The organism is Pseudomonas sp. AP3_22 TE3818 (assembly GCF_053628995.1).
Window position 1 is genome coordinate 3,423,758 of sequence record NZ_JBRJHL010000001.1, and the last position, 15,254, is coordinate 3,439,011.

General features: G+C 58.7%; 13 protein-coding genes. 6 read left to right on the forward strand and 7 right to left on the reverse strand.

Annotated features, from left to right (window positions below; translation table 11 throughout):
* Positions 1–29: 29 nt before the first annotated feature.
* Positions 30–1,859, reverse strand: coding sequence for a DUF1302 domain-containing protein (locus AB7M25_RS15400; RefSeq protein WP_429518198.1), 1,830 nt, complete (start codon positions 1,857–1,859; stop codon positions 30–32).
* Between the two features lie 371 nt (positions 1,860–2,230).
* Entirely contained in the window at positions 2,231–3,277 is a 1,047-nt protein-coding gene (locus AB7M25_RS15405) for an AraC family transcriptional regulator (protein WP_429385210.1), read from the reverse strand.
* Positions 3,278–3,480: 203 nt separating this feature from the next.
* Here AB7M25_RS15405 and AB7M25_RS15410 point away from each other — a divergent pair, with 203 nt between their 5' ends.
* Together AB7M25_RS15410 and AB7M25_RS15415 are read left to right on the forward strand one after the other, a co-directional pair.
* Positions 3,481–3,858: a hypothetical protein gene (locus AB7M25_RS15410; RefSeq protein WP_454237565.1), complete on the forward strand. Its 378-nt coding sequence runs from the start codon at positions 3,481–3,483 to the stop codon at positions 3,856–3,858.
* Position 3,859: 1 nt separating this feature from the next.
* Positions 3,860–4,981 carry a CaiB/BaiF CoA transferase family protein gene (locus AB7M25_RS15415; protein WP_429518197.1) on the forward strand — a complete coding sequence of 374 codons (1,122 nt, stop codon included), beginning with the start codon at positions 3,860–3,862 and terminating at the stop codon, positions 4,979–4,981.
* A 90-nt stretch (positions 4,982–5,071) separates the two neighbouring features.
* On the opposite strand, the gene AB7M25_RS15420 is transcribed toward AB7M25_RS15415, so the two are convergent.
* Positions 5,072–6,856 carry an arylsulfatase gene (locus AB7M25_RS15420; protein WP_454237566.1) on the reverse strand — a complete coding sequence of 595 codons (1,785 nt, stop codon included), beginning with the start codon at positions 6,854–6,856 and terminating at the stop codon, positions 5,072–5,074.
* Positions 6,853–7,932 (reverse strand): aldehyde dehydrogenase family protein, encoded by a 1,080-nt coding sequence (locus AB7M25_RS15425; protein WP_454237567.1) that lies wholly within the window; start codon positions 7,930–7,932, stop codon positions 6,853–6,855. The genes AB7M25_RS15420 and AB7M25_RS15425 overlap by 4 nt, the downstream gene beginning before the upstream one ends.
* 238 nt (positions 7,933–8,170) lie before the next feature.
* On the opposite strand from AB7M25_RS15425, the gene AB7M25_RS15430 reads away from it, so the two are divergent.
* Positions 8,171–8,707 (forward strand): zinc-binding dehydrogenase, encoded by a 537-nt coding sequence (locus tag AB7M25_RS15430; RefSeq protein ID WP_454238360.1) that lies wholly within the window; start codon positions 8,171–8,173, stop codon positions 8,705–8,707.
* Positions 8,708–8,973: 266 nt separating this feature from the next.
* Here AB7M25_RS15430 and AB7M25_RS15435 read toward each other — a convergent pair whose 3' ends face one another.
* A complete protein-coding gene (locus AB7M25_RS15435) occupies positions 8,974–10,053 on the reverse strand; it encodes a saccharopine dehydrogenase family protein (protein WP_429385215.1) in 1,080 nt (359 codons plus the stop codon).
* Positions 10,054–10,247: 194 nt separating this feature from the next.
* Here AB7M25_RS15435 and AB7M25_RS15440 point away from each other — a divergent pair, with 194 nt between their 5' ends.
* Positions 10,248–11,051 carry a type 1 glutamine amidotransferase domain-containing protein gene (locus AB7M25_RS15440; protein ID WP_429385216.1) on the forward strand — a complete coding sequence of 268 codons (804 nt, stop codon included), beginning with the start codon at positions 10,248–10,250 and terminating at the stop codon, positions 11,049–11,051.
* Positions 11,052–11,166: 115 nt separating this feature from the next.
* On the forward strand, positions 11,167–12,093 hold the full coding sequence (locus AB7M25_RS15445) for an acetoacetate decarboxylase (ADC) (protein ID WP_454237568.1): 927 nt from the start codon (positions 11,167–11,169) through the stop codon (positions 12,091–12,093).
* Positions 12,094–12,108: 15 nt separating this feature from the next.
* Here the strand turns inward: AB7M25_RS15445 and AB7M25_RS15450 are convergent, their stop codons facing one another.
* Positions 12,109–12,588, reverse strand: a complete 480-nt coding sequence (locus AB7M25_RS15450; RefSeq protein WP_454237569.1) for a MerR family transcriptional regulator — start codon at positions 12,586–12,588, stop codon at positions 12,109–12,111.
* A gap of 239 nt (positions 12,589–12,827) precedes the next feature.
* Between AB7M25_RS15450 and AB7M25_RS15455 the strand changes: the two genes are divergently transcribed.
* Entirely contained in the window at positions 12,828–13,658 is an 831-nt protein-coding gene (locus AB7M25_RS15455) for an alpha/beta fold hydrolase (protein WP_454237570.1), read from the forward strand.
* 363 nt (positions 13,659–14,021) lie between these two features.
* Here the strand turns inward: AB7M25_RS15455 and AB7M25_RS15460 are convergent, their stop codons facing one another.
* Positions 14,022–15,239 carry a DUF3422 domain-containing protein gene (locus tag AB7M25_RS15460; RefSeq protein ID WP_454237571.1) on the reverse strand — a complete coding sequence of 406 codons (1,218 nt, stop codon included), beginning with the start codon at positions 15,237–15,239 and terminating at the stop codon, positions 14,022–14,024.
* Positions 15,240–15,254 lie beyond the last annotated feature (15 nt).

Consider the following 15,254-nt stretch of genomic DNA (forward strand, 5'->3'; position numbering starts at 1 on the left):
GTGTCTCCTGTTGCTGGGCAACGGTTCGATCAGATAGTCGTTTTGAAAGTAAAGGTGACCATGCCGCGATCCTTGAGCTGGGACGGGGGGCCGCCAAAGGCGGTAGCTTGCCCTGGGGTGCAGTTGTATTGCCCGTTGGCGCCCGGCGCAGCGCCGTCCCCCTGGCTGCCAGCGTTGCCCCGTGAATTGCAGGTATCGAACGGACCGAAGTTGTCCACGTACTTGAGGTCGAAGCGATATTGGTTGTGTACATCCATGCCGACGCCGACCGAATAGCTGCCGGCGTTCTCGTTGCCGCCCAGCTGCACGGCAGAGTTACCTTTGAGGCCAACGTTATAGGTAGCCGGCATCGACATATCGATACCGGGGAAGACCTGGTACCAGGTTGGGTTGAAGTTGACGCCCAAGATGTAGTTGTCCTTGGTGACCTTGTCGACGCCGCGGTACCAGTCCTCGCCCTTGAACAGCTGCTTGTTGTCGGTCACGTCCAGCCAGCGGCTGTAACCCAGTTCCACCAGCAGCGAGGCGCTGTCCCAGACCGGCGTGTCGGCGAAGGTGGTCAGGCCGTTGAGCACGGCGTGCACCGTGTTGCCGCGAGCCACACCGTTGTCACCATCGAAGCTGCCGATAAAGCCTGGTAAACGGGCGGCCGCCGCGGCCGGGCTGACGGTTGCCGGGACGCTGGACAGGGGCATGTTCTCGCGGTAGTTCACATCAAGACCGACGCTCACTCCGGCAATGCTCTTGGACAGGCTGATGCCGTAGATATCGATGTCATCGACGTAGAACTGGTTGTAGCTACCGGCCTTGCCGGAGATCAGTTGTGCAGGACCGATGGCGGTCGGTTGCAGTGCCACGTTCGGCAGGATGTCGGAGGTGTTGCGGTAGTAGACGCCGAGGGTGCCGTCCAGCCATTCCGGGCTCCACTTGGCCATCAGACCGAAGTCGCCGTGCTTGTCCGGGGTGAAGGTATGGCCGTTGGTCAGGCGCAGGTACTGGTTGCCACCGATCGGCCCGGGCGCACCGAAGAACGGATTGAGACCGCCGATCAGCGAGAGGTTATGCCCGCCATTCTGGATGCCATCGTTGAAGCCCAGGTAGGTACCCGATTCCGGCAGGCGCGAAGCGTCCCAGTCGAGGAAGTACTGGGCCCCCAGGGTCAGCTCCGGGTTGACCGTAAGACTGGTGGACAGCTGGTTGCGTGGGATGAACAGCTCCTTGGCTTCGGTACCCGGTACCGACAAAGCCTTGGTAATGTCCAGACCGGACTGGCCATAGCTGTTGCCGTGGGCGAAGGCCAGGATGCTCTCGCCCCAGTACTGGGTGTGCTTGCCGAGCTTGGCGCTGAGCATCGACTCTTCGCCGATTTCCGCGCTGCCAAAGACGAAGGCATCGAGGATCTCGGCCGATGGGCCGTTGTAGTAACGATCGACATAACCGCTCACATGGCGCGAATCCGGTCGGCCGCTGTTGAGCTGATTGGTCGCGGCATTGTCGCTGCCGACATTGTCATAGGCATGGTCGTACCAGCTGTCGGCACTGACGCGAAAGCCGACCTTCTGCTTGTAGACCACATCCAGTTCGGAGAGCACATCCAGGCGCTGGGCCACCGCACTGCCCGAGGAGAAGTTGCGGTCGCCGTCATTGTTGTTCCAGGCATTGGCCAGTTTGAAGTTGGCGCTTTCCACCCGCTGGGCGTAGTTGAACTTGAAGGTGTTGTCGAAACGCACCGACAGATCTTCATTGCCCGTGTCGAATTCGAAGGCCTGTACCGGCGTCACACCCAGCCCGGCCATAATCGCCGACGCCAAAAGCCCACGTCTCAAGTTTGGATGGCAGATCTTATTGTTGTTATTCATCAAACGTACTTGCCTCTCGGTGGTTTCACGAATGCGACCTGCAGATGAGGTCGCATACCGGATCGGTCGAGAGTGTTGTATCGCGGGCAGGAGCCGGGTGCCGGTCATTTGCGCGCAATCACCTGTCAACACAATGCAGGGAGGTTGAGCGCCGAGTGGCCAGAAAGTTAGGGCGTGAATGGATATTGCTGATCGGGCCGATGCATTGGATGCAATTGATCAGCGCCTTTTCACGCGGACATCAATCGCGCTTTGATCGCCAGCACTCCGGCTGGCAATGCCATGAGCCGGCGCAGCGAGTACAGGATCGTCAGTTTCGATTTTCATCGGGACGCAGTTCGGGTCTGCTCCGGATAGATTGCGGCAGTTTCCTATGCCTGCTGCCGAAAATCCGTCGGCGAAAGCCCCGTCCAGCGCCTGAACGCCCGAGTGAAGTTGCTGGTATCGCTGAAACCGAGCAAAAAGGTGATCTCGGTCACCGGCCGCGAAGGCTGGCGCAGGTAACTAAAGGCCAGCTCCTTGCGTGTGTCGTCGAGCAGTTGTTGGAAGTGGGTGCCGCGTTGCGACAGTTTGCGCTGCAGCTTGGTCGGGCTCATGCATAACGCGCTCGCCACCCGATCCCGGGAGCAATCGCCATCTGGCAGGAGCTCGATGATCTTCTGGGTCACGCCGGTGATCACATCGTTTTTGTCCAGCTTCGCCAGATAACCGATGATGATGTTGTCGTTGACCTGCGCCAGTTCCGGGCAATCGCCGACGAGCAACTGGGCCATGTCCCGCTTGGCGAAGACCACCAGGCTATGGGCCTGGGAAAAAACCACAGGAATACGAAACAACGCTTCATAAGGCTGGCCCCCCTCATGGGGCATGGGCCGATGAAGCTCCAGGCGTAACGGGTTGAATTCAGGCTTGTACAGCAGGCGCATGCTATACAGCAGAAACCCGAAAAAGGCGTCTTCAGTCTCGCCACTGATATCCGCCAGGTAGTCGACGCGCAGCAGGACCTTGTCGTCCTCCTCCAGGACACTGATTTTGGCCACTTGCGAGACCAACCGAAAATAACGCTCCAGACGCCGGCAATAATCCATCAGCGTGCTGCTGGCGACCAGTGCATAGCCCAGTGCGTGGAGGTGGGAAAGGTGGATGTATTTGGAGACGAGCAGGCCGAAATACGGGTTATTCGTCTCGTTCACGCACGCTCGGTACAACCGGGTCATGGTGCTGGTTGGCAGGCGCGCCAACGGATCGTTGGATGAGAACTTCGGGATGCCAAAAGCCTGAAAAATCCGCGAACTGTCGACGCCACTGGCCTCCAGCGCCCTGGCGATCGCCACGGTGTAGCTACTGATGGTCGTGGGGTCCAGTGCATCGTCACGCCATGATGATTTAGCACCGGTGATTGACGTATCCCCTTTCAATCCTGACCTCCCTCTACAAAGTGCGAGTTCAAATACTCCCCCCGTCGACCTGTCCGGTCAATGACTGTGACGGGGCCTGCCCGGCCGATTCCCATTGCGGATTGACTCTCCCCGCTGCAGCGACCTGCGATTTGATCCAATTGACCGGTGCTGCACGACGCTTGCCCTGACAATGGGTGCGAAGTCCACCTCGAAGGTCAACCATGAATCCATCGCATTTGATCAATCCGCGTAACCTACTTGTGCTTGCCGTCATCACCGAATTCGTGACAGGGCTTGCGCTTTTATTTAACCCAGGGCTGCTCGGTGCCTGGTTGCTCGAGATCGACACCGGCGAGCTGACCAACCTGTTTGCGCGGTGTTTCGGCCTGGCCCTGCTTTCGCTCGCATTGGCATGCTGGCCAGGCCCAGCCAACACCGGTGCGGTCCGGGGCATGCTGTTCTACAACGCTGTCATCGCATTCTATCTGGTCTACCTCGGACTGTATGTCATCCACAGTCTGCTGTTGTGGCCTGCGGTGGTATTTCATCTGTTGATAACCGTTTTTTTGGGCCATTCATATCATTCAAAGGAGCAATAGCATGGGAGTTCTTGATGGCGTTCGTATCGTCGAAATCGCCGGGATCGGGCCGGGGCCGTTTTGCGGCATGTTGCTGGCCGACATGGGCGCCGAAGTGATTCTGGTGGAGCGTGCCGCCAGCAACGGTGCCGACATGCTCAATCTGGGCAAGCACAGTATCGTCAATCGCGGCAAACAATCGATTGCCCTGGACCTCAAAGATCCGGCGGCAATCGAAGCGGTGCTGCGCCTGATTGAGGGCGCCGATGCACTGATCGAAGGCATGCGCCCGGGTGTCATGGAGCGTCTAGGGCTGGGTCCCGAGGTCTGCCTGGCGCGCAATCCGCGTCTGGTCTACGGACGCATGACCGGCTGGGGGCAGCAAGGACCATTGGCCCATGCCGCCGGCCATGACCTGAACTACATCGCCCTGTCCGGCGCCTTGTGGTTCAGCGGCGAAGCGGGCGAGCCGCCGATGGCCCCGCCGACCCTGGTGGGCGACCTGGGTGGAGGTGCGCTGTATCTAGCGATGGGTATTCTGGCCGGGATTATCAATTGCAGCACCAGTGGCATGGGCCAGGTGGTGGATGCCGCCATCGTCGATGGCAGCGCCAACCTGATGAACCTGTTGCTGTCTGCCCACGCCGCCGGTCAGCAACCCCTGCAACGCGGTTGCGGGTTACTGGACGGCGCCCACTGGGCGCGCACTTATGCCTGTGCCGATGGTCTTTTTGTCAGCGTGCAAGCGCTCGAACCGCAGTTCAACACCTTGCTGTTCAACAAACTGGGCCTGGGCGACGACCAGAATTTCAAGAAGCCCTATGACGCTCGCCTGTGGGGCGCGCTGCGCGAGCGACTGGCGGACGTGTTCGCCAGCCAGCCACGCCAGCACTGGGTGGATTTGCTCGAAGGCAGCGATGCCTGTTTCGCCCCGGTATTGACGCCAGCCGAAGCGCTCACTCACCCGCATATGGCCGCTCGCAATGTGTATTCTCGACGTGATGGCGTGTTGCAGGCTGCACCGGCGCCGCGCTTCTCAGCCACCCCGTCAGGCATTGGCACCATCCCCACGCGTGGCGAACACAGTGCTCGGGTGTTGCGTGAAGCAGGCTTGAGCGAGGATCAGATTCAACAATTGATATAGAAAGCCGAACCGACAGGCCAAACCGGCCTGTCGGTTATTTTTTCAGAAGCACTGCGAGAAGACTCTCTTCAATCATGTTCAAGCTACTGATCACGAAGCGCGCTCGTTGCGACAGCGACGCCATACCACCAAGGCGCCGGCCAGCAGTAGCAACCCAACCAGAGCTGGCGGCCATGCTGCCTTGAGTTTGGGAATCAACACATGCTTGAGTGCGTACAGTTGCCCTTGGCGCTTGTAATCATAACCAACGGGCATTGGTAGAACGTTGTTGGCCCGGGCATATTCGGTGTAATCGACCTGCATGCTGACGAAACGCTCCGGCATCTGCTGCTGCAAATCGAATACTTCGCCAGGGTCGGTCTTGAGGTTGTACAGGTGCCACTGGCCATCCCCGACAGGCTCGATGTTTTTCACCAGCTTGTAATCGCCCTTGAACAGGGCGGCGCTGCCGGACAGTTCATAACCGATCGCCTTCTGCGGTGAATGCACCAACTCGCTCTTGCCTTGCAACACCGGTACCAGGCTGCTGCCGATCAGCGGTTCAACGGCTTTGCCCCGGTAAAACCCATCGTGGGCCTTGACTCCGGCCGCCTCAAGCAGGGTCGGGACGATGTCGGTGACATGGGTAAAGGCCCTGGATATCTGGTTGGCCTGAATGCCGGGTACGCCGGATATGATCAGCGGTGTACGCAGCCCGCCCTCGCCTGCGAAGAATTTATAACCGCTTAGAGGCGCCGCCACCGCACTGGCCCAGCTCGGACCGATGCTGGAGAACGCGCCCTTGCCGCCCAAACGATCGATGTCACGGGAATAGTTGAACTGCAGCCACAGTTTGACGGCGGTAATATCGTAGGGATCGGTGGGCTCACTGCCATTGTCAGAGAGGAACACGAACAGAGTGTTGTCATATTCGCCCGTCGCCTTCAGGTGGTCGATAAGCCGACCGACTTCCCGGTCCATGGTTTCGGCCATGCCGGCATACACTTCCATACGCCGCGCTTCGTAGCGCTTCTGTTCATCTCTCAAGGCATTCCAATCGCCGGTACTGGCCATTGTGACCATTCCGGAACCCTCGGGAATCAGGCCCAATTCGATCGCACGGGCGTGGCGCGCTTTGCGCAATGCATCCCACCCATCTTTATAAACGCCCCGGTACTTGTCTATGACCTCCCTGGGGGCTTGGATCGGCACGTGATTGGCTTGAAACCCGAGGTAGGCGAAGAAGGGTTGCTGATCATGACTGTCCGCCGTGATGTAATCGATGGCCCGATCGACGATAAAGGTGGATGAGTAGTAATCCTTGGGCAGATGCGCCGGTTGGCCATTCTCGAACCAGTTGGCCTTGTCGTAAAGCGGTGCATAGGGCCGCTCCTGCCAGTTGTCCGAACCGCTGTCAGCCTGAATGAAAGAACGCTCGAAACCACGGTTGTTCGGCAAGGTACCGGCGGTTTTGCCCAGATGCCATTTGCCGGTGATGTAGGTGTGATAACCACTGTCTTTGAGCAGGCTCGCCACGGTAATAACACGGTCATTGAGCACGCCGTCATAGCCCGGCTTGCCCAAGTGCTCAGCCGGCATTGTTTCCGGCATATTGCCGACGCCATTGCGATGATTGTCGACGCCGGTCAGCAGCATTGAGCGGGTCGGTGAGCAGGAGGCCGCGACATGAAAATCGGCGAAGCGCACGCCCTCCTTCGCCAAGGAGTCGATATTCGGCGTAGCGATTTCACTGCCGAACGAGCCGACATCGCTATAACCCCAATCGTCGGCCACTAACACGACGATGTTGGGCCGCTTTTGCGCCGCTGCAGCCACGCTCATCGTGCTTAAGGTTGCACAAAGGCTGACGACAAAAAGATGACTCAATCGATTCATGCTCGGCTCCGTTGCTGCTTTTCTGCTGGTGCTTTCAGGAGGGCTCCCATCACCCGCCGCAATAGGCTCCCGTACGGAGGCCGCAGCAGGCCCATGACGTCGAACCACGCCGGCTTGAACACCAACCGCTGCAGGCTGAAGGCCTTGAAGCCTTCCCCTCCTCGATAATGGCCGAAGCCGGAATTGCCACAGCCGCCAAACCGCAAGTCGCTCTGGAAAATATGTTGCAGCTCGGTTTGCATTCTGGTCAGCAAGTGCTCGCGGTCGTCCTCATGCACCAGCACGTAGTCGGGCGCAATGCACGCCTGCCCGCTGTTGACAGCCTTCCCGCCCCAGATTCGTCGTGCGGCGCTGTCCAGGTCGGCACCACGGCCAATAATGGTCGGGGATTTTCCGCCCAGTTCCAGGGTTAGTGGCGTCAGGTTCTCGGCCGCTGCCGCCATCACCAGCTTGCCTACCCGCGGGCTGCCGGTGAAGACGATGTGGTCCAGCGGCAGACCAGAGAACGCTGCGCCGACCTTCGCCCCACCGACGAACGCTGCCACTTCGGTCTCGTCAAAGACCCCAGCCAGCAACTCGATCAGCAAGGCCGCGGTCGCTGGGGTGAACTCCGACAACATGATCATCGCCCGATTGCCTGCCGCCAAGGCTTCTGCCAGTGGCCCGAGGGCGATGGCCACCGGGAAATTCCACGGCGCCATGATGCCGATGCTGCCCAGTGGCTGAAAATAAATCTCAGCCTTGGCCCCCAGCCGCCCTGCGCCCATTTCCGGGCTACGCCGCTGGGGCTTCATCCAATTGCGCAGGTGATTGCGAACATATTTGAACCCGGCGACCGACAGCAGCACGTCGCTCATCAGCGACTGATCATGGGAACGCCAGGAAAAGTCGCTTGCCAAAGCCCTGCACAACCGCTGCTGGTTCACTAACAGCAACTGAATGACCCGGTCGATACGGTCGATACGCAATGCGGTCGATGGCGGCCCTTCTGTCATAAAAGCCACTTGCTGTCGCTTCAGGACATCGCGCATACGCGCAATGGTCGTATCTTCATCGAGTGGATGGTTGCTGGTCATGGCGTTCCTTGGGTGCTGACTGTTGAGGGCAATACGCCTTGCGATGGTGCGGATGAACGGCAAATAGCGCCGGTCATCTCAACCCATTCATCGGTCTGCAGAGCAGAGCTCGAATTGACCCTGACGTTTCTGCCAGCGCCCACCCCATTGCGCGGATCAACGCTTTAGTGGCGATGAGCTGGCTCAACAGTGCATTCCTACAATCTGCTTCATCGACTGCAAACCCCAGACTCGATCGCTGTCCAGGGCTGACCAAAAACGCTGCTGCGAAACACCTTGCCGGGCATGCCATAGGCCAGCCAGTCGCCCGACAAGGCAATCAGGCCGAACAGGCTGCCCGTGTAAAAACCGCTCAGGCGGGTCCCTTGGGTGTGAACTCAGCATCGACTACCGCGCACAGGATATTCTTGCCGCCACTCGCCAGTGGGCTGCTGAAGGGGTGGATCTGGTGCTCGATTGCGTCGGCTGCGGGAGTTTGCCTGGCAGTCTGGACCTGCTGCGGCCAAATGGCATGCTCGTATCCATTTTGACGCTAGCCGAGGGGGATGCCGGCCCGAACCACGTTGCCGCAGCACAACGGGGCCTGCGTTCTGCGGTGACCTACAGCAAGATGCCCAGCGGTGTGCCGCTCGGCAAAATTGCCGCCTTGCTCGCAAGCGGCCAGGCCCATCCACCCCGCATCGAAGTTCTGCCGCTGGAAAGCGCCGCATCAGCCCATGATCTGCTCCAGAGCGGCAACGCTCATGTGAAACTGGTCCTGCAGGTTTCGGATTAAAGAAAGGCCCCTGCCTGATACCAGTCGGTCAAGCATTCGAACACCACTAGCCCTTGCTTGCGATGATGGGTAGACAGTCATACCTGTGGAGCTGACAGTCCGCTCCGCGCTCATGGTGGACCGTGTGTAAAACATCAAATACTAAATCGAGGTCGATTACTGCCCCTCGCGACGGGCAGCAATCGGCCAAAAACAATGGTTTGAACTTGAAAGGTTTATGAAGAACTCGATCCACTGCTATTTAGCGCCATGTTGGCTCCCACGTGCTATTCGACTTTCAAGTCACCTGACCCCGGCAGGTGCGTCACCAGATCGGCGCCCAACAACCGTGCAGGCGTGTAGGCCCCGCCAGTCGGGCGCATCCGTAACAGGTTGTCGACCACGGCCAACGCAGCGTAGATCGTCAAGCTATAGACGTTTGCAGTGTGCACACGCACAACCTTGCGATCGCCACGAGCGTTACGTGCTTCGCCCCATACATAGGTGCCTTGATCGGCACGTTTTTCCTCATCCGGACCGACCACTGTCTTGCCGATGCGCGCCTTGAGCAGTCTCTGCACGAACGACAACCCCAGCAGCGGACGAATCAAATTGGCAAATCTGGCACCGCGAATCATGCCGGCAGAACCCGGTATGAACACTTCAATATTGGCAATGCCGGTGGTGTGATAAGCCGTGGAAACGTCGCCCCAGGGAATGGTCATGGCCAGTTTCTCTCCGGCGCCAAAGTCGATACGACGGACCCGATAGGCCAGCGGTACCGAGACGATTCTCCCGTCGCGGCGTACCTTGCCGCCCTGCGCCATGCCTTCGATCGAAGTCTTGGCAGTGCCAGGCGAAAAGCTGGAGCGCGAATCAAACCCCAGCGCCAGATGCGTTGCATCCGGCAGCGCGTTTTTCAGTGCCGCGGCGACACAGTCAGTGGGGACCACATCGAAGCCGACGCCGGGGCAAATCACCACGCCTGCCGCACGCGCACGCTCATTCAGGGATTGGGCATGTTCGAAGACGGCAATCTCGCCGGTGATGTCCAGATAGTGCGCATTGGCACGCAGGCAGGCCTCCATCATCGGTGCGGCGGTCGCTGAAAAGGGTCCTGCGCAGTGCAAGACCAGGCCATGGCCCTTGATCTGGGCCAGTAACCGCGCCTCGTCATCCAGTCCGAACACCCGGGCTTCAAGGCCCAGTTCACGGGCCAGGACTTCGACCTTGTCGCGGCTGCGTCCTGCCAACACCGGCCTGAGTCCACGTTTGACGGCATCTCGAGCGATCAACTCGCCGGTATAACCGTTGGCGCCGTAAATCATCCATTTCATCTGCGTATCCGGGTTGTCTTGCTGACTCATGCGTTGCTCCTGACAGGATTGATGGCGAGCGTTGTTGCCTTGCTCGATCAGCCTCAGACGCTAGCGTTAAAGTCAGGTTGAGGGTCAAGCAAAAGTGTGCGAGTTGCCGCGGCGTTTTTTCCAACAGCGGGGGTTGACCTTAAAGTGAGGTTTAAGGTGAGCATGCACGGACCTGCATGACTGTCGGACCCTGGATGATGTTGAAAACCTTTATTTCCTGTGCGTTGGTATTGATAGGCGGTGCATTCATGACTTTTGCAAATGCTGGGCCGGCCCCTTCCACGGTTGTTGCGCAAGATCGCCAGATACTGGTGATCATGACCAACCACGCCAGCTATCCCTCACGAACCGATAGCACGGGCTTGTGGCTGACCGAGCTGACGCATTTCACCGATGTGGTGGAAGCGGCCGGCTACACGACGGTTTTTGCCAGTCCCAGGGGCGGCGCTGTGCCTCTGGACGAGCGTAGCCTCGGCTGGCTTTACATGGACAAGGCTGCCCGTGAGCATTTGCAGTCCCCTGCCTTTCGCGCTCGCCTGCAAAACACGATACCGATCGCCGATGTCGATCCATCCCGGTTCAGCGTCATCTACTTCACGGGAGGCCACGGTGTCATGTGGGATTTCCCCAACAACCCCGACCTGCGGCGTGTCGCCGAAACCATCTACAACCAGGGCGGCATCGTATCGGCCGTCTGCCACGGAGTAGCGGGACTCCTGGATCTGAAGGATGAACAAGGCCAGTTGATCATCAAGGGCAGAAACATCACCGGATTCTCTGACCGCGAAGAGCTGTTGTCGGGCATGAAGAGTCAGGTGCCCTTCTTCCTTGAGGACAGGTTGGTGAGCCAGGGTGCGCGTTACCGCAAGGGCTGGCTGCCGTTCACGTCATTTGCCATCACCGATGGGCGGCTGGTGACTGGTCAGAACCCTCAATCGCCCAAGGCCGTGGCTGAAGCCGTGATGGCCGTGCTCGCCGCCGGCAACGTAGCTCGCTGATCCATCAAGTCCATCCCATCACCTGGAGAAAGACCGATTGAAACTCGCAAGCGCCGTTTTAACAGGATTACTGTTCAACACTTTTGCCAACGCTGCGTTGGCGGGGACGCCTGAGATGCCCAGCCCGACCGACACAACCACCATCGATATCGCAGGCCACCAGGTGCCCGTCGTCAAGGGCGGCCTGTACGACCGTTTTCGCTCCAACCCTCCGTTGGCGGTGATTGCAGCAGAAGTACCGGGCGTTGATCTGAGCTGGTTCAAGGGATTGGAGAAGAACAAGGTCGACATTGGCTTTGAGTCGTACTCGCCAAACTTTTACTACCAGAACAGTCGCGTCACGGCTGTTTATACGGCGGACCTGGACCGGCTCCGGGCACTGATGCCGCCCGAAGTACTGGCCACCGTGCAGCCGCTGCAAGTCTGGCCAGGTCGCGGCTTGATCGCGTTCACCGCGTACACCTACGAGCACTGCGATAACGACGCCTACAACGAGGTGGCCGTGTCGATCATCACCAACAAACCCGGCAAAGCCAATCTGGGGCCGTTCACGCTGATTGGCCAGTCGATGTCTGGCGATTTCTGGGGGTATGTGCTGAAGCTGCCGGTGAATACCGAGTTGGCGAGGGTGCGTGGTGTCGTCGGTTATAACCTGCCGAAATGGCTGACCGGCATTGACCGCAAAGAGGATGCGCAATCGGTGGTGTATGACATTACCGACAGCCAGACCGGCAAACCGGACGTGTCCTTCAGAGCGAAGAAGCTCGACGACCTGTCCCGCGATGTCGATATCGTCACCAGCAGTTTCACCAATCTCGATCACCAGGGCCAACTGGCCTATGGGTACGCTGTTTCCCGCCAGCTCAGCCATGGCTCCAGCCGGGACGCGGATTCGGCCACCCTCACGCTGGGCGACGGCAGTCTGTCGAACTACCTCCGCTCCCTGAAGCTGGGGAAAATGATGAAGTACGAATATGTGCCTGAGTTCCAGAGCGCGCTCTATGCGCCAAAACCACTTGCCGCCCTGGTTGGCGAGCGCTGAAACCTGTTGCGCCTGTCAGGCTTCGGAGGCCTGACGGGCTGTTTTTTTCCTGGAAGACACTGCATCACGGCGGCCTGAAGTGGCTGCCACCCCCTCATCGCGCAGACGATGCAACAGCAATCGCGCATTGTCCGCACACGCCATGCCCTCGGGCTTACCCTCGATGCCCTTGATGACCAGCAGAAGCTGCGCCTTGTTCTGGGCCAACCGCTGCTGCAGGACTTCGATTTCCTCAACCTTTTGCTTGAGGCCACTGAGCAACTCTTCGTGCTGCCAACCACTCGCATTCATCGGCATCAATTGGCGGATTTCTTCCAATGAAAAGCCCGCCGCCTGCGCGCCGGTGATGATCTCCAGAACCCACTGGGTGTCAGGCGCATAATCCCGATAGCCATTGGCTTTACGCTCGACCGACTTGATCAGGCCGCTCGCTTCGTAGAAGCGGATGCGTGAAGGCGCCAACCCGCTGATTTTCGCCAGTTCGCCTATTCTCATATTCCACCTCAAAAAATCCATTGACCTTAAAGTTGACTTTAAACCTAGAGTCTTCGGGCGGCCAAGCGGCTCGGGTGCAATGGGTAGCTAAGCCGTCATGGAACTCAGGGGGCAAACGGAAACCCATCCAGAAACACGCCCTCTGAACCGCCTATTGGATGGGCTGCACTTTGTTCATTCAGGGCCTTGATCGAAACACGATTCGGTTCAGGCCTTCACTTCATTCAGGAGATGCGAACATGGGGTATGTCACTACGCGAGACGGTGTTGAAATCTTTTACAAAGACTGGGGCCCGCGCGATGCCCAGGTCATTTTTTTCCATCATGGATGGCCACTGAGCGCGGACGATTGGGACGCGCAAATGCTCTTTTTCCTGGCCAACGGCTACCGGGTTGTTGCACACGACCGACGTGGTCACGGGCGCTCCAGTCAGGTCTGGGACGGACACGACATGGATCACTATGCTGACGACGTCGCGGCCGTGGTTGATCACCTCGGCGTACAAGGCGCAGTCCATGTCGGCCACTCCACCGGCGGGGGTGAAGTCGTTCATTACATCGCGCGCCACGGCGAAGACCGAGTGTCGAAGGCCGCCATCATCAGTGCCGTCCCACCGCTGATGGTCCAGACCCCGAGTAATCCTGGCGGCCTGCCTAAGTCAGTGTTCGACGACCTGCAGGCACAACTGAAGGCCAACCGCGCACAGTTCTACCACAACGTTCCAGCGGGACCTTTTTACGGCTACAACCGCCCAGGTGCAAAACCGTCTGAGGGCATCATCTGGAACTGGTGGCGGCAAGGCATGATGGGCTGTGCAAAGGCACACTATGACGGGATCGTGGCTTTTTCTCAGACCGACTTCACCGAAGATTTGAAGAGCATCAAGATTCCCGTCCTGGTGATGCATGGTGATGATGACCAGATCGTGCCTTATGAAAATTCCGGGGTTCTGTCGGCCAAACTCCTGCAACACAGTACGCTGAAAATCTACCCGGGCTTCCCGCATGGAATGCCTACAACCAACGCCGATACGATTAACGTCGATCTGCTCGCTTTCGTGCGGAGTTAAACAATGGAGGGCGGGTAAACATCCCGCCCTTACCCTCTTCAAGGCCACTAGATCGACGCGTTCAGACTTAGCTGAATGCCCTCAAGACTGCGCCCGAATCGGCACAGCTGAAACGACATCTTTTCCGCTGATCGATCAGCGTACTCGTCACCCGTACCTGCACTTGACGAAGCAATACCTGTCCTGGTGTGTCACCCGATACATTCCGCGCCCCCGTCAAAACTCAACCACCGGGGTTAATTGCAGATGTCGCCGTATGCGCGGTTTACTAACTGGGGAAATCGTCCAGCGGCACGAAACAAAAACAGAACGAGCCATCCGCGGCGTCATTGATACGCTGCAACGACATCGCAGGCCATCACCTCAATGCTCTTTGACTTTCCTGATACGCAGCACGATCAACGCAAGAATACCGATCGCGAGCGGTGCCATGACCAGCATGGCCTCTCGCGGGGCCACCTCAACGCCAAGCAGGTGCACCCCTGAGTAACCCAGCTTGAGCAAACTGAGCAGGTAGTAGGTAATGGCAATAATCGACAACCCCTCCACTGCGCGCTGGATCTTGATCTGGGCATCGGCGCGGGCATTCAGGCTTTTCAGGATTTCCGAGTTCTGTTCCTCCATCTCGACCTGAACCCGTGCTTGTAACAGATCGCCCAGGTTGGCCACGCTTTCGGCCAGGTGCTCCAGGCGCTGTTCGGTGGCGGTGCAGTACCTGACGGTAGGTTTGAAACGGCGCTCGATAAATACGCCCAGGCGTTGGCAATCACCTACGTGACTTTCGCGCAGCTCACCCAGACGTTCGAACACCAATTGCGCATAGGCTTGCGTGGCACTGAAGCGGTGCCGGGTTTTCGCAGCGCTGCTCACCACTTGCGCAGACAGGTTGGAGATATCCGCAAGCAGGGCTTTCGCATTGCTGCCGTGCGGGTCGGCGTTGCGTTCGGAAAGGGTGACCAGGGTCTTGTCGAAAACATCGAGCTGCGCGCTCAAGTCTTTGGCCATGGTCAAGGATAACGAGGCCATCATCCTGTAGGTCTCGATTTCCAGCAGGCGGCGTATCATCCGGCCCTGGCGGTAGGCATTCAGGCGCCGGTTGACGAACAACATGTGGTTGTTGCCCTCCTCGCTCAGGCGAAAATCACTCCAGACCATGGCATCGCCACCGCCCACGCACGAACCGCTCGGATCCTTGAAGCCGTACCGGGACAGATCCAGGCCGGTTTCACCACGCACGACAATCTGCACCGAGTTGATCAGGGCCGGCAAATGCACTTCAACCTTTGACGCCAGCACCTCGGGCAGCGTTGTCCAGGACAGGTCATCAGAGGATGAAGTGACCACCAGTGTCAGGGTGAAAAACTCGGCATGGCGCTCCCATTTCAGTGCATGGCCATCGAGTTGGGTAATGCCTTGGGCGGCATTCAGGTCGAGGGTGCCAAGGCAGCATTGTTCAAGGAATGCATTGCACGCCTGATCGCTGCCGAGGAAGGCCAGATGAAACACATGGGCCGGCTCATCGAAATACAGTGACGGGCGCGCGTGTAGTTCGTTGTGCAGGCTTTCTCGTAACGGGTGCATGTTGTATGGCCATGT

Coding starts and splice junctions, on each gene's coding strand:
- AB7M25_RS15400 (WP_429518198.1), bottom strand. CDS start 1,859: ATGAATAACAACAATAAGATCTGCCATCCAAACTTGAGACGTGGGCTT.
- AB7M25_RS15410 (WP_454237565.1), top strand. CDS start 3,481: ATGAATCCATCGCATTTGATCAATCCGCGTAACCTACTTGTGCTTGCC.
- AB7M25_RS15415 (WP_429518197.1), top strand. CDS start 3,860: ATGGGAGTTCTTGATGGCGTTCGTATCGTCGAAATCGCCGGGATCGGG.
- AB7M25_RS15420 (WP_454237566.1), bottom strand. CDS start 6,856: ATGAATCGATTGAGTCATCTTTTTGTCGTCAGCCTTTGTGCAACCTTA.
- AB7M25_RS15425 (WP_454237567.1), bottom strand. CDS start 7,932: ATGACCAGCAACCATCCACTCGATGAAGATACGACCATTGCGCGTATG.
- AB7M25_RS15435 (WP_429385215.1), bottom strand. CDS start 10,053: ATGAGTCAGCAAGACAACCCGGATACGCAGATGAAATGGATGATTTAC.
- AB7M25_RS15440 (WP_429385216.1), top strand. CDS start 10,248: ATGATGTTGAAAACCTTTATTTCCTGTGCGTTGGTATTGATAGGCGGT.
- AB7M25_RS15445 (WP_454237568.1), top strand. CDS start 11,167: ATGCCCAGCCCGACCGACACAACCACCATCGATATCGCAGGCCACCAG.
- AB7M25_RS15450 (WP_454237569.1), bottom strand. CDS start 12,588: ATGAGAATAGGCGAACTGGCGAAAATCAGCGGGTTGGCGCCTTCACGC.
- AB7M25_RS15455 (WP_454237570.1), top strand. CDS start 12,828: ATGGGGTATGTCACTACGCGAGACGGTGTTGAAATCTTTTACAAAGAC.
- AB7M25_RS15460 (WP_454237571.1), bottom strand. CDS start 15,239: ATGCACCCGTTACGAGAAAGCCTGCACAACGAACTACACGCGCGCCCG.